Source organism: Telmatospirillum sp. J64-1 (assembly GCF_006980715.1).
Classification (GTDB): domain Bacteria; phylum Pseudomonadota; class Alphaproteobacteria; order Rhodospirillales; family Magnetospirillaceae; genus Oleiliquidispirillum; species Oleiliquidispirillum nitrogeniifigens.
In genome coordinates, this window is sequence record NZ_SBHN01000004.1 from 104659 (window position 1) to 119461 (window position 14803).

6 protein-coding genes are annotated in these 14803 nt (G+C 62.3%); all 6 read right to left on the minus strand.

Annotated elements, in window-relative coordinates:
• Positions 1 to 12: 12 nt before the first annotated feature.
• The gene (locus EPD66_RS05405; protein ID WP_142847465.1) at positions 13 to 7842 is read right to left on the minus strand and encodes a FecR domain-containing protein; all 7830 of its coding nucleotides are present in this window, start codon (positions 7840 to 7842) and stop codon (positions 13 to 15) included.
• 107 nt (positions 7843 to 7949) lie between these two features.
• Entirely contained in the window at positions 7950 to 9239 is a 1290-nt protein-coding gene (locus tag EPD66_RS05410) for an HlyD family type I secretion periplasmic adaptor subunit (RefSeq protein ID WP_142847466.1), read from the minus strand.
• Positions 9236 to 10978, minus strand: coding sequence for a peptidase domain-containing ABC transporter (locus tag EPD66_RS05415; RefSeq protein WP_142847467.1), 1743 nt, complete (start codon positions 10976 to 10978; stop codon positions 9236 to 9238). Before EPD66_RS05415 ends, EPD66_RS05410 begins: the two co-directional genes overlap by 4 nt.
• A gap of 44 nt (positions 10979 to 11022) precedes the next feature.
• Positions 11023 to 12330 carry a TolC family outer membrane protein gene (locus EPD66_RS05420; protein WP_142847468.1) on the minus strand — a complete coding sequence of 436 codons (1308 nt, stop codon included), beginning with the start codon at positions 12328 to 12330 and terminating at the stop codon, positions 11023 to 11025.
• Positions 12331 to 12458: 128 nt separating this feature from the next.
• The gene (locus tag EPD66_RS05425) at positions 12459 to 12863 is read right to left on the minus strand and encodes a hypothetical protein (RefSeq protein WP_142847469.1); all 405 of its coding nucleotides are present in this window, start codon (positions 12861 to 12863) and stop codon (positions 12459 to 12461) included.
• Positions 12864 to 13015: 152 nt separating this feature from the next.
• Positions 13016 to 14758, minus strand: a complete 1743-nt coding sequence (locus tag EPD66_RS05430) for a CHASE domain-containing protein (protein ID WP_142847470.1) — start codon at positions 14756 to 14758, stop codon at positions 13016 to 13018.
• Between the last annotated feature and the right edge of the window lie 45 nt (positions 14759 to 14803).

Consider the following 14803-nt stretch of genomic DNA (forward strand, 5'->3'; position numbering starts at 1 on the left):
AACCGCCAGGCCTTAACCGCCTAGCGAGTAAGCCTGCCGCTCGATCGTCGAGTCCATCATGACCTTGGCACCGGAGGAATGGGTGTAGACGGTATAGCCGTCCACCGGATCGGATGCTTCCGCCGCCCAATCCTCCCAATCCGCGAATTCCACGAAATTCCGTCCATCCGAAGAGGATGAGCCGATGAACAGCACGTTCTGCGAATCGGTCACCCCGATGACGGATTGGTGGTCCAGAATCAAACGGTTCTGCTCATCACGGAAGATCAGGCGCTCGATATTGTCGATGCCATAGCCATGGAGATCCGGGTCCAGCAGTGACAAGGAACCGGAAAAGGCGATGCTATCCTCGCCCTCGCCGCCATCAATGCGGCCGAAGCCTGTGCTGTCGATGATGAAGGTATCATTCCCTACCGCGCCATAGACGATATGGCCTTCCGTGCCGGACAGGTCGAAACTCTGCCCCTCGGCATTGGTACCGACATAAATCGGTTCATCTGAATATTGCGGAGGATTGGCCGAGAATTGATAGCTTCCTGCTTGCAGAAGAGTCCCTTGCTTCACCTCAGCACTGATGACCATGCCATCAAGGCTGCCATCACCGTGTTCGATCGCCAGCACCAGACCATTGCCCAGATTCAGACCTTCATAGCGATGGAAGATGTTCGATACGATCTGCCCGCCGCCCTCCAGGGTGAACAATTGGAAAGACTGCCCAGGCTCGAAGTTGCCGCCCTCCACCTCAACGGACAAGGTGCCGCCCAGATCGAGATCGCCGCTCACTACACTGACTGAATGATTGCCATTCTCCGCAATCCGGAAACACCATTCCGCGGTGGCGCTGCTGCTCAGTCTTCCTCCCACGGCGCCGAAGTCGAAAGCCAGATTGCCGATATTATCGCCCACCTTGACGATCCCGTTGTTCAGGAACTCTCCCCACGATCCGGTGGGCGAAAACCAGATACTCCCCGTGCCATCAAGGACGCCGTCATTCTGGAAACCAGTTCCTTGGATCTCCAAGACGGCGGAGTCGAGATGGATAAGGCCTTTGTTTTTCAGACCATTCCCGAAAACGACCTTTCCTTCCGCTTCGACGAACATTGCGCCCTTGTTTTCAAAATCGACAACGAAGGAGTTCTCCTCCGCGATATCCATATGTCCGTAATTGACGAGGCGCCCTTCCCCATGGAACTCGGCCCCTTCCAGGAAGGCATAAACCTCATTATCACCGTCGAGGCCAAAGAAGACCTGACCGTCTATGCTATAGCTTCCATTGCCGAAGCCCAGGTCAGTGCCGCCGCGGAAAATGACACTGCCGCCGAAACTGCCAAGTGCGGCTCCACCCGTAAGAGAAACTGCCGTTTCGCGAATTTCGATACTGCCGATGCCTCCGAGGCGTCCGCCTTCCCCGATTTCCAAGAAAGACAACGACTCGAGGCGCCCCCGCTGCGTGACGAGCAGATCCCCATTGATATTCAGGCTGCCGCCATATCCGGAGGCAAACAATGTCTCGGTGGTCAGGCTGCCTACAGCGATGTCCAAGCGTGCAGCATCGGTAAGGACGACGGACTGGGCCGTGACAAAAGGCTCCCCCTCACTTGTCGCCATAAAAATCAAATTTGTTGACGAATTGAGATGCAGCGTACCGATCTCGGCATCCATATCCAGGAAAACCGAACTTTGCATGCCATCGACCCTCACATCCTGGCCCGCGGGAGGAAGCGTCGTTGCGGCATCACCGAGGTTGGTTTTCCAGTTGTCTACATTGCTCCACCACGCTTGGCCGCCCCCGATCGTCCAAGGATCGAAGGTCAGCATCGTGCTATCCAGCCCGTCCTGAACCTCCAGGGTATACGCCTCGCCCCATCCCGTCTCCCGGGTGAAGATCTTGTAGGTGACGCCCTCGATTACCTGGGTCCCCGTGAAGTTCCAGGGATCTTCCCCTTGCCCATTGATAACCTGGCCAGCGGTTCCGGAAATCCGCAGACGCAGATCCGAGGAGATCTCCATCGTATCGCTGCCCACGACCAGGGTCACATAGCCTTCGCCTTCCAGGCTGATTTCCTCGAAATTCCGGAAGGAGGCCCATTCTCCCCTCATCATCTGGCCGAAATTGAGATTTCCTTGGACGGTTCCCTTATCCACGACCAAGGTATCCCAGCCGCTTCCACCGTCGAATTCCCGAACCCCTTCGCTGTACCAGATGCGGTCGTCTCCGGCCCCGCCATAAAGGGCTCCATCCCAGGTCATCGGCAGGACCCGCAATTCATCACTGAAATCGGAACCGACAATCCTCTGGATATTCTGCAGGATATCCGTTTCCTGACCGAAACCGCGGTCGTAGGTAACTTCTAGGTAGAGAGGATAAGAGGAGCATTCTTCTTCCCAGACAACCTCTACCTTGATACCACCAGCATTCAGCCAGCTATAGCTGACGGTATTGTTTCCTTCGACTCCATCGAAGAAATCACCGCCCCCCATGCCCTGGAACCAATCATCGCCAAAGCCGCCATAGAATCGGTCGCTATAGGAAGTCCCCCGAATGCCGTGAATGTCATGCAGATGAACAATCACGGACTCAGGGGCGTAATCGGCCGCGCCGTCATAGCCACGATAGAACTCATCGCCCAAGGCCTGATCGTATCCGACCATAACATAAGGCACTTCCGTTCCACCCATATTGACGAAGATGCCCCGGTCGGCATTGATGAACCAGGCTTCATTGTTCCATCCGCCATTGCCTTCAAAGCTGCCGCTGCCGCCTTGCCAGATGAAGATGTCATTCCCCCATTGGCTGCCTATTACATCCGCATGTTCATTGGCGCGGGGGCCGAGGAACATATGGTTGGCTGACCCTTCTTCCGCCTCATATCCCTTCGCCAAGCGGAAGTCACTGGAAGAGCCGTGTTCAGCATCATGGCCTTCGGAAAGCCACTCCACCTGACCGGCTCCGAAATGGTCCTTCACGCGAATGACGCCGCCGGCCAAAAACTCCAGCACCAGATCCTCGCCATCGCGGTACAGGCCTTTGGCGACGCGATCCAGATTCCCCAAAGCAGCGAGGTCGAGCTGGTCATTCCCCTCCGTCGCCCCCTCGATCAGGATTTCCTGCCCCATGGGCGGCATGCCCAAGATGCGGAAGATGGTCCCGTCGCCTTCGCTGCGGGGCTCCGTCGAAAGAAGCGGCTCCGACGTGACAGGCGGCGAGGCTAGGGAGACCTGGATGGAGGGGTCGACCCATAATGTCGCACCATCCTTGGTGTAGACGTTGTAGCTGGTACCGTTGAAGAGGACACTGCCGCCCTCCTGCCAGCCCAGTTCGGCATCATGAAGAAGTCCACGCCATCCCCCCGAAATGACAAGGGCGTCGGTTTCCGTCGAGAAAGCCCGCACGGAAGCGGCGTCGATGCTCAAGCTTCCCTCGCCGCTCAGGATGTTCAGATGTTCGATGTCGAACACCTTCTCCCCTGGACGGAAATACTCTTTCAGTTCGGTCCCGGAAGACAGGGAAGAAACAATCAGGGTATCGAAGCCGCGTCCGCCATCGACGATGACGTCTTCGGGGTCGTACCAGATGCGGTCATCGCCATCCCCGGCAAAGATGCTGTCGGCCCCAGCGCCACCATTGATGACATCATTGCCGTCGCTGCCGATGATCGTATCGTTGCCAGGCCCCCCATTGGCCACGCGCATATTTCCCGAGAGGACAATGGTCCGTCCCTCCTCGCCGCCACCCGCGCTGGGCGTGACCTGGATCAGGGCCTCGCCATTGGCGTCGAAGCGCCGTGACAATATCTGGGTTTCGCCGGACACACCTTCCTTGGCTTGACTCCAGGTGATGGCGAAACCGCCATCGACGGAGGGCGTGATCGAAAAATCGAATGCCCCCGCCGAAGCGACCTTCAGCGGTTCGCTTTCCGCCATACCGACCGCATCGAAGATTTGGTAATAGACGCCATCGGCATTCCCCCAGGACACCACGAAGCTGCCATTCGCCAAAACCGCCACTTCAGGCGCGGTTTCCCCGCTCACCCCATCGGCAATGACGAACTGGTCGCCCAGCCCATTGCCCGCATTGTCGAACAGGGCTCCTCTCAGGCTGTATTCGCCGGTCCCGCTCTGCCCAACCCAGACAGTCACGAAACCGCCATCGGACAAGGTGGCGATGACAGGGGGGAGTGCCGCAGCTTGGGACGCGATGACAAACTCCTCGCCGCCTGTCCCAGAGGCGTGATAGACACGGCCATACAGGTCATAGGAACCATCGGCCGATACCGAAAGCCAAGTCACAGCGAATCCGCCATAAGGCAACGCCGTCAGGGATGCCGCTTTCTGGTCACCGTCCAGGGTCTGGTTGATCCTGAATTCGCCGCCGGTCTGCTCCGTGCCGTCAGCGGCGAAGCGCTTGCCCCAGATATCATAGGCATTGTCCCCTTGGCTTTGCCAGATGATGACATAGCCGCCATCCGCCAAGCCCGCCGCCTTGGCACCTTCCTGATGACCGGCCAAGGTATCGTTGACACGGAACTGAGGACCAACGGGATTGCCGGCATCATCGAAGCGGGCGGCATAGACATCCCACTCGTTCTCGGTATAGGAGGCCTTTACCTCCCACACCACCAGGAATCCGCCATCGGCCAAGGGCGTGACGACAGGCTTTTCATGGGTGCTGTTGCTACTGTTGATCTGGAACTGCGATCCGGCGGGATTGCCGCCGATATCCAGGAAACGGCCCCAGACGGTACTTGCACCATTCTCCACCGTCTGCCAGATCACCAATTGCGTCCCATTGGCCAGCGTCGTCAGGCTGGGGGCTTCATACCAGCCCGGCAATTCGTTCAGTTCCAGCGGATCGGTACCCGAGACGCTGAGCTTGCCATCCGAAAACTGGAGTTCCTGGATCTGCTTCATGCGGGTGGCGTTCTCGCCGTCGCTGACCCACAGCCACTCGCCATCGAAGCTCACCGTGTACTGGCTCATCTCGCCGTCGAAGAGGGCGGTATTGTGCCCGCCGCCGCCGATGATGGTGTTCTGCCCGGTGCCGCCGGCCAGCAAGTCATCGCCATCGCCCCCGATCAGCGTGTCGTTGCCGGCCCCACCGTTGAAGTAGACGCCCTTTGAGCCGGTGGCGACCATCGTGTCGTCGAAGCGGCTGCCGCTGATAGCCTGGATGCCCTGCAGGCTGTCCGTGCCGTCATAATAGCCGACACTGCCAGAATAATCGTTCAGTTCGACGACGATGCCGCCGCCGCTCCAGGAATAATCGACCTCGTTCCAGCCACCTCCGCCATAGAAGACATCGCTACCCCCCATGCCCGAGAACCAGTTGTTGCCGCTATTGCCGACGAATACATCATCGTAGCGGCTGCCGAAAACCTGATCGATGCCGCTGATCGTGACGGTGATGTCGCCGATCTTGACCGTCCCTGCGGAAAGATCGGCATCGATGCCGATCTCGGCATTGCCGAAATGGATTTCATCCCTCTCGTAGAGGCTGCCACCGCCCGTGAAGGATCCGCTGCCGCCATTCCAGAAGAAAATATCGTGGAAAGCACCACCGACGACGGCAGCCGTCTCACCCGCGCCGGGGCCGACAATGATATACGATCCCTCGTCCCCGGCGACATAGCCGGTGGCCAAAAAGAACTTCTCCCAGGAAAAGTCCTCGTGTTCGATCGCCAACCATTCCACGGCATTGCCGCTGTAATGGCCGGAAACGACGATCGAGCCGCCGCTCATGAAGGTGATGACAAGATCATCCCCAACACGTGAAATGCCTTGCAGGTTTTCCTCGACCCGTCCGCCTTCCACAGGAGACGACAGAACCAGACCGTCATCGTCCCCTTCGTCGTCGAAGATGGTGAGGACTTGGCCCGGAGCGGGCAAGGAAGGAACCACATAAGTATCGTTCCCGGCCCCTCCTTCCAAACGGATGGTATCGAAACCGGCGACCAGGGTATCGTCATATCGAGAACCGATGGCGTTCTCGATGCTGATCAGGAGGTCTTCGCCCCACTGATCCGCATTCCCCCTGCCCTCGTACAGATCGATCAGGACACCGTTCGGCGCCTCGGAATAATCGATCCAGTCGTTGCCGCCCTTACCGTCGATGATGTCATTACCCGGACTTGCGAGGAAAACATCGTCGCCATCGGTGCCAACCAGAGAATCGTCACCATCCGTTCCACGGATCGGCAGCGGAGTCTCCGATGGTGCTGGCGTCTCCGTCGGTTCCGGTGTCCCGGTCGGCTCCGGCGTTCCGGTCGGCTCCGGCGTTCCGGTCGGTTCCGGTGTCCCGGTCGGTTCCGGCGTTCCGGTCGGCTCCGGCGTTCCGGTCGGTTCCGGTGTCCCGGTCGGTTCCGGCGTTCCGGTCGGCTCCGGCGTTCCGGTCGGTTCCGGTGTCCCGGTCGGTTCCGGCGTTCCGGTCGGTTCCGGCGTCCCGGTCGGTTCCGGCGTCACAGTCGGTTTCGGCGTCACAGCCGGTTCCGGCGTGCTCGTGGGGCGCAGCGTTGGGATCAGTATTGAGGTTCGTATTGGAGAAGGCGTGTACGGATACACCGTCAACACGCCTCTATACGCCAGTGATGATATTGACGAATTCTGCGCCAATGTGGTCTCTATGATTGACGGCCGCGGTGTCGGCCTCAACAGGCTCTCGAGCCACACCTGCGTCGAATCCTTTTCCGCCCCCCTCCCCAGGGCCTCCCGATAAAGTTCCGAGACTCGTTGTGCATCCGCTTCCTCTTGAAGCGGCTGCTGGGCCTGTAGCGCCGTGAGCATCGCTTGCAGAACTTCCCTGGGAAGCAGCGCCGACGATTCCCCCTCTTGTCTCTCCTGCTGCGGACGTTCTTGATCAGGCTGCTTTCCCTGTGGCCCCAGGACCGGCGGAGGCACCTGATCCACTGTCGGGGGCTGCTGCGGACGGAAGTCGATGGCGATGCCGTAGCGCGCCGCCACTTCCTCCGGTCTCATCGTAAAGACGTTTTCGCTCGGCGAGGAGAAGTAGCTCCCGATCACGGCTGTCTGACCGCTGGCGGTCAGGAGTTGGGAGCCCCCACCCGTCTGGATGATGATCGCGCCCGTGCCGCCGTCTTCATCCTGCAGCAGGGTCACATAGTTCGCCTCGCCCTCGGCGGCGGCATAGCCGGCCACCGTGGTGCCGCGGATACCGATGGTCATGACCGGCGTGCGCACCACCATGGCCTCGGGATTGGCCTTGGCGATCTGCCCCGAGACGAAGGAAAAGGCACCCTGTACCACAGAGAAAGCCGAACTGCCCTCCAGGCTGGCGGGATCGAAGACCAGTTCGTCCATGATCATGCGGCCCTTGGGGCCGAGCGAGAAGGTCGAACGGTCGACGAAAACCACCCCGATCGAGCCGTCCTCGCCGGTCTCGATCACGTCCCCCTGATAGATCGGGGCACCATCCTCCAGGACCACCAGACTGCCATCGGCGCGGCGCGCGGTGACATTGCCGGAAACATTCTGGACCACCCCGATATGGGGCTGATCGGGGGCTTCACCTGCCTGGGCATATTGTCCGGGCACCAGAGGACCGGCCAGCTTCTCGGCCATGTCGGCGGGGATCACCGCCCCCCATTCGGTCATCAGGTCCGGCGGCGGGGACATGCGGAAATAGCCGGTCACCACCACCTGGGTGCCGTCCGCCCCTTCCAGGACCAAGTTGGGCCCGACACGAATGAAGCGCGCCGTCAGAAGGAAATCGCCGCCAGGCACCACCAGCTGCGCACCGGAAGAGGCGTCGAGGACCGCGAAAGGCGCCGAATCGGGCAGCGTTTCACCCGTCAGGCCGTTGATCACACCTTCAAACGACTTCGCCATTGGCGCCCCCCTTGAGCGGCCTCATTATCCAAAAGATAAAATTATGCCAAAAAATATTCACTTCCAATACGGAGTCCCGCTCCGCTGAAAAACCATCCGCGACATCATCATCTTTCGCGGAAGGCTTCGTCCTTCAACTTGATGACCGGACGCAGGAAATAACGCGCAACTGAACGTGTTCCGGTCTTGATGTCGACGACCGTCTGCATGCCGGGAACAATCGCCAGCGGTGCCTCGGCCGTGCCGAGATAGGCCTTTTCGGTCTCCACCAGAACACGGAAATACTGCTCTCCCTCGGAGCCGCTAGTGGCGTCCGGGGCGACCAGCAAGACAGTGCCGTCCAGCGCGCCATAGCGGGTGAAATCATAGGCGCTGACCTTCACCCGTGCCGGCTGGCCCTCGCGCACATAGCCGCGATCGGACGGACTCAACTTGGCCTCCACCAGCAGGCGCTCGTCCAATGGGACGATCTCCATGATCGGCTCGCCCGCCCGCACCACGCCGCCGATGGTGTGGTAGCGCATATTCTTGACGATCCCTGCAGTGGGCGAGGTAATCAGCGCGCGCTGCTTCTGCCCGGTGGCGATGGACAGCAATTCCTCGACGCGGGCCACTTCGACTTCGGTCGCGGTCAGTTGGGCCTGGGCCTCGCTGCGGAAACGGGCCCGCTCTTCTTCAATGCGCCCCTCCATCTCGGCCAAGGCGGCACGCGCGCGTGGGATCGCCGGGCCGAACACGCTCATCTGGCCTTCCAGGGCGTCGGCCTCGCTTTCAAGCTGCACATGGTCCATCTTCGAGACGAGGCCGTCCTTGACCAGATCCCGCGACATGGCGAGTTTCTGGCGCACCAGGCGCAGGTTGGAATTCACCGCCCGCTCACGGGCCAGCAATTCCTGCACTTCCATCTCGCGCTGGCGGACCTGCTCCTGCAAAACCCGCAGCGCGCTCTCCAGTCCTTCCATCCGGGCCCGGTGATTGTTCTGCTCGGCCGCCAGCAATTGCGGGCGGCGCGCGGCCGCCTCGGGGGGAAAGACAGGCGCGACGCCCTCGGCCTCGCCCGCCAGACGGGCGCGGGCCAGCAGCAGGCCGTCCAGCCGCACCTGCAATTCCTCGCGGTTGATGCCGCCCACCGGCAGATCGAGCTGTACCAGGGGGCCGCCAGCCTCGACCGTCTGGCCTTCCTGCACATGGATTTCACGGATGATGCCGCCTTCCAGATGCTGAATGACCCGGACCTTGCCTTCCGGCACCACGCTGCCGGCAGCGAAGGAGACTTCGTCAATCTGGGCGAAGGCCGACCATGCGACGAAACCGGTCAGCAAGACCATGATGATCCGCGACGGACGCTGCCAAGCGGCGCGGCCGGGCTGGCGGGTCAGTTCCTCAAGACGGCTCATGCCGGCACCACCCGTTGCGGCTGAGCCCCATTGGCCGGGACCGGACGACGCGTTCCCATCAGGCGCGGCAGGATCTGCGCAGCGGGACCGAAAGCCGCCAGCTTGCCGCCGTCCAGCACCATGACATGCTGGCAAGCCGGTAGCAGGACGGGGCTGTGGCTGACCACCAGCACCGCCCGTTCCTTGGCGAGCGTCACCAGCGTATCGCGTAATTCCTCTTCCGCCTGATGGTCCAGGCTGCTCGAGGGCTCGTCCAGCAGCAGGACCGGTGGCTGGCCGATCAGGGCGCGGGCGATGGCAAGGCGCTGGCGCTGCCCCCCCGACAGCCTTGCGCCCGCCTCGCCGATGGCGGTGCCATAGCCGTCGGGCAGGTTCGCGATATAGTGATGAACCCCGGCCATGCGCGCGGCGCGCAGGACGTCCTCGTCCGAAGCCTCGGGCATCGCCGCGACCATATTGTCGCGGATGGTACCGTCGAACAGCACGCAATCCTGCGGCACGTAGCCGATCCAGGAGGCCAGCTCGGAACGCGAGAACTGGGCGATATCGGCGCCGTCCAGCAGCACCCTGCCTTCCGTCGGACGATAGAGACCCTGAAGCAGCTTCAGCAGGGTGGTCTTGCCGCTGCCGTTGCGCCCGACGATGGCCGTGATGCCTAGCGGAATGCGGCAGGTGATGCCCGAGAAGACCGGCTTGGCATCGGGATCATAGGCGAAGCTCAAATTCTCCAGCGCCACTTCACCCTTCGGCCGCTCATGGGCCAGGGTGCTTTCCGTACGGTCTTCGGCTTCGGCGAAGACCCGGCCCAGACGCTGCAATGACTGGCGAAAGGCATTCACCGCCCGCCACCCTCCGACCAGTTGTCCCATGGGGGCGATCAGGCGGGCGGCCAGCATGTTGCTGGCGACCAAGGCACCGATGGTCAGTTGCTGCTCGACGATGAACACGGCCCCCACGGTGGTCAGCAGCACCGTCGAAACCAGGGCCAGAACGGCGCTGAGATTGATGAAGCCATCCGACAGGCCGCCGCGCTGGATGGAGGTATTGATGGTCGCCGCCTGACGGTCTTCCCATAACGGGCGCAATGCCCGGTCCAGGGCCAGCGCCTTGACCGTGCCGCGCCCGGCGACGATCTCGGCCACCAAGGCGTCGCGCTTGGCTTGTCCCTGCTGCTCGCGCAATCCTTCATTGTGCAGCACGCGGCCCGAATACCAGGCCAGCAGCGTGAAGGCCACCGCCATGGCGACGAAGACCCAGGCCAGGGGGGGAGCAATCAGGAAGATGATCGCCAGGAACAGAAAAGCGAAGGGCAGATCCAGGGCCAGTACCGCCGTTGGCCCTGACAAGGTATTGCGCACCGTGTCCACGTCGCGGAACAGCATCTGCCAGAAACTGGCGGGACGGCCCTCCAGGCTGCGCAGCGGCAGGGCCATCAGCTTGGCGAACAGACGCTCGCCCACCTGCACGTCGATACGCAAGGCCACGCGCTGCATCAACCGCGAGCGGGCCTGGCGCAGGATGAAGTCGAAGACCAGCAGCGCCGTCATGCCGATCACCAGGCCCTGCAGGGTGGTCATGCCGGCATGGAAGACCACCCGGTCATAGACCTGCAGAACGAAGACCGGCACGGCCAGGGCCACCAGATTGACGAACAGCGACAGCAGCGCTGCTTCCCGGAAGGTGGGGCGGAGCGGTTGAAGAATCGGGGCAAGCCAGCCGAAGGCTTTCGTTTCACGCATCACGGCTTCCCTACCCCGTCCCGTTCTCGTTTCCCACCCGCCCCTCAGTTCCGGGCGCGGCGGTCGATCACGTCCAGTTCAAGCTGCCCCATGGCGTGGAGCAAATGATAGACCGCCAGCCGCAAGTCGTAGGAAGCCGTCACATAGTTGATGCGGGCCCCATAGATGGCGCTTTCGGCATCCAACACCTCCAGCAAGGTGGCATTGCCCGTCTCGCGCTGGCGGCGGCGGCTCTCGAAGACTTCGTTGGCGATATTGACTGCATTTTCCAGCAGGTCCAGGCGCTCCCGCGCCGTCTCGATGGCATGCCAGGCGATGCGCGCCTGCTCCTCGGCGCGGCGGTTCGTGTCCAGCGCGGCATCGCGGCTGGCGGCGTAATCCAGCGCCGCCTGACGGGTCGCGGCGGTGGTGCGAAAACCCGAGAACAATTCCCAGTTCAGTTCGACCAGCACCGCCTGATCACGGCGCACGCCTTGGGTGCCTTCCTTGTTGCGCTCGTAATTGGCCCGGCCGACCAGATCGACGGAGGGATAATATCCCGCTTTGGCGGTGGTGCGGCGAGTCTCGGACAGGCGGATATTCTCTTCGCCCGCAATCACGGCAGGATTGTTGGACCGCGCCAGTTCGATGGCATCGTCCAGACTGCCCGGCAGCAGGTCGACCGGCGGCTGGGGATCGAACATTGCGGCGATATTGGGCGCCACGCCGAAGACCTGGATATAACGGGCCACGGCCGCCTCGAAGCCACCGGTCACGGCCACGCGCCGTTCCATGGCGACCTGCAGGCGCTGCTTGGCCTGCAGCACGTCCACGGTCACGCCCGAGCCGCGCCGTACCCGCTCGTCTTCCAGATTGAGCTGACTGCGCACATTGTCTTCATTGTCCCGGGCCAGTCCGATCAGCGCGGCCTGGCGCAGCACTTCGACATAGGCGGCAATGCCTTCCAGGATGACATTCTGGCGCGCCGCCTGAAGATTGGATTCGGCCATGCCGCGCCCTATCTGGGCACCCTCGACCCGCGAGGTGGTGCCGAAGCCGTCGAACAGATTCTGCGTGACGACGATGCCGCTGGTCTGGCGGTCACTGTCCCGTCCGTCGATGGTCGGGCTGTCCACATGCTCGTAACCGGCATCGCCACGCAACCGGACGGTGGGCAAAAAGCCGGAACGCGCCGCACGGATATCCTCTTCCGAAGAAAGCAATCGCTTCTGCGCCACCGCGATCTGGGGATGTGCTTCGACCAGATCACGCAATTCCTGCTCCAGCTGCCGCGCTTGAGCTGTCGAAGCCAAGACCACCGCACAGCCGGAAGCCAGCGCCCAAAGGCGCATGTTCGTCAGTCCCCACCCCACGATTTTCTTCCCCCTGCTCGATCGGATGGCGGCCCTATTCCCCCTATATTACAGCTTGGACCGCGCCCATACGAACAAGAGTAATATCTCAAGAGACAGTATCGTCCTAGTAAAAAAGACAAGCCGACTTACCATAGAAGAGCAGAATTCTCCTTTCTGCCATCCTTCTCCGCCGATGTCTTGGCCGGGCGCAGGCTGCGCAGGGTCAGGCCTTCGGGCAGGCTGGGCCAGGTCACCGTCACCACCACTTCCCACAAACCGGGCGTCTCTGCCGAGGGACGGATATGGCGCACCCAGCGGAGGCCGCCTGCGGCCGCGCCCTCCTCCCTTCCCGGCCTCAAGACGCCCTCGCCGGCCGTGGCCATGACCGAACGGGCGAGCGCGATGGCCTCCTCCATCTGCGCCGCCGCCTCGGCGGCGGCGTCCTGGCCGGAGACCGAGCGGTAGACGCCGGTCAGCAACAGCGCCAGCAGGAACAGGGCCACCCCTTTTTCGGTCCAGGAAAAACTTTTTTCCTCTTCCTTTTTGCTCATGACCCGTCGTTCACTCCGAAAAGGACAAGCATAAATCCCCTCCGTCATGAGCATGGGGAGCCGGGGGAAGGATTATCAGCGCATTTTCGGGGGTCACGCCTTCGTGGTAGGGAGACGAGAAAAAGTGGTGTCCTCGCAGGGCACCGTCCCCGCTATTCCTGCCGCAGCGGCGCGCTTTCCTCTTTTTGGCCGGTGGTTTCGGGGGCCAGGGGAAGCTCCAGGATGAAGACGGTGCCCCAGTTCTTGCGGGAATGCACCTCCAGCCGGCAGCCCAGCAGGCGCGACAGCCGGGCGACCGTCGCCAGACCCAGCCCCAGGCCCTTGCTGCGGTCCCGTTCGGGATTCTCGATCTGGTAGAAATCCTCGAAAATCAGGGCCTGCTGGTCGCGGGCGATGCCCGTTCCGCTATCGAGCACCTTGACTCGCAGGATCCCCTCCGCCCTTTTCCGGCAGGACACCAGGATCCCGCCCCGGGAGGTGTATTTCACCGCATTGTCGAGCAGGTTGAGGATGATCCGCTCGAACATCAGACGATCGGTTCTGACCACCGCGCCCTCGCACAGCCGCAGGACCATGCGCAGCCCCTTGCCCTGAACGTTGGGGCGCATCGATTCGGCCGTCGCGGCCAATATCCGGGTGACATCCACTGGTTCCGCCCGCACCTCCACCTGCCCGCTTTCCAGCGCGGCGATATCCATGATGGAATTGAGCATCCGTTGCGCCGTCGCGAAGCTGTCCAGCGCGTTCCCCGCCATCTTCCCCGCCGGTCCCTGCAGGCCGACCTCGTTGAGCAGCGACAGATAGATCCCCAGCGATTGCAGGGGCTGGCGCAGGTCGTGGCTGGCAGCGGCGAGGAAACGGGACTTGGACGCATTGGCGGCTTCCGCCTGCCGCCGGGCCTGGACCAGGGCGGCATTGGTCTCCGCCAGGTCGGCCGCCCTGTTGCGGACGGCAACGGCGGCCTGGGTCAGGCCCGTCAGCAACAGGCTGATGATGAAACCCGCGGCCAGGATCAGTTCGGGATAGCCTTCCTCGATGGACCTTTCCAGCGCCGGGGTCGAGGCCACCCGCACCACCCAGATCCGGCCATAGAGCTCGATCACCTCTTCCCGCCGATAGGCCGCCTCGCCCGAGGAGGTCGAGAAGAGAAGCGTTTCCTCATGGGGGGTTTCGTCATAGAGGCTGATCTGCACCTCGTCCATCAGGTTGCCCAGAATCCCCCGCATCAGGTCGGTCATGCGGAAAGGGCTGTAGACGAAGCCCCGGATGGCCTGGCGCCGTCCCTCGACGGTGGAGAGGTCGGCATCGCTGTCATAGACCGGCAGATAGAGCAAGGCCCCGGCCTGCACGTCCTGAAAGGTTTCCTGGACCAGGGTGACCTTGCCGGTCATGGCCGGCATGTCCTGGTCGCGGGCCCGTTCCATGGCGGCGCGACGCACCGGCTCGGAGAACATGTCATAGCCGAAGGCCCGCAGATTGCGCCCCACGAAGGGTTCGAGGAAGATGATGGGATAATAGACCTCGCGCATGCCGGGCGGAGTGATGTCGAAATCGGGGAAATCCTGGCGGATCCTCTCCTCCTCCGCCTCCCGCTCTTCGGGCAGGACGCGCTCGGCGAAACCGATGCCCTGGATGCCCGGATAGCGGCGCTCGACCCCCAGCCGCTCGACATAGCGCCGCCATTCCTGGCGGGTCACGCCGTCGCTGGCGTCGAACAACCCGACTCCGCCCTGTAGAATCTGGGCGTAATCATCCATGCGGGTGGACACGGAGGTCGCCACGCGTTCGGCCAGGGCCTCGAACCGGGCCTCCGCCAGGGCGTCGCTATAGCTGCGCACCGCCCACCAGGCCGCTGCCGTGAGCATCAGCGACAACAGGAACATGGCCAGAGGCAAGCCGCGCGGGCTCCACCGCCTCAAACCGCCCCTGTCCCTCTCCCC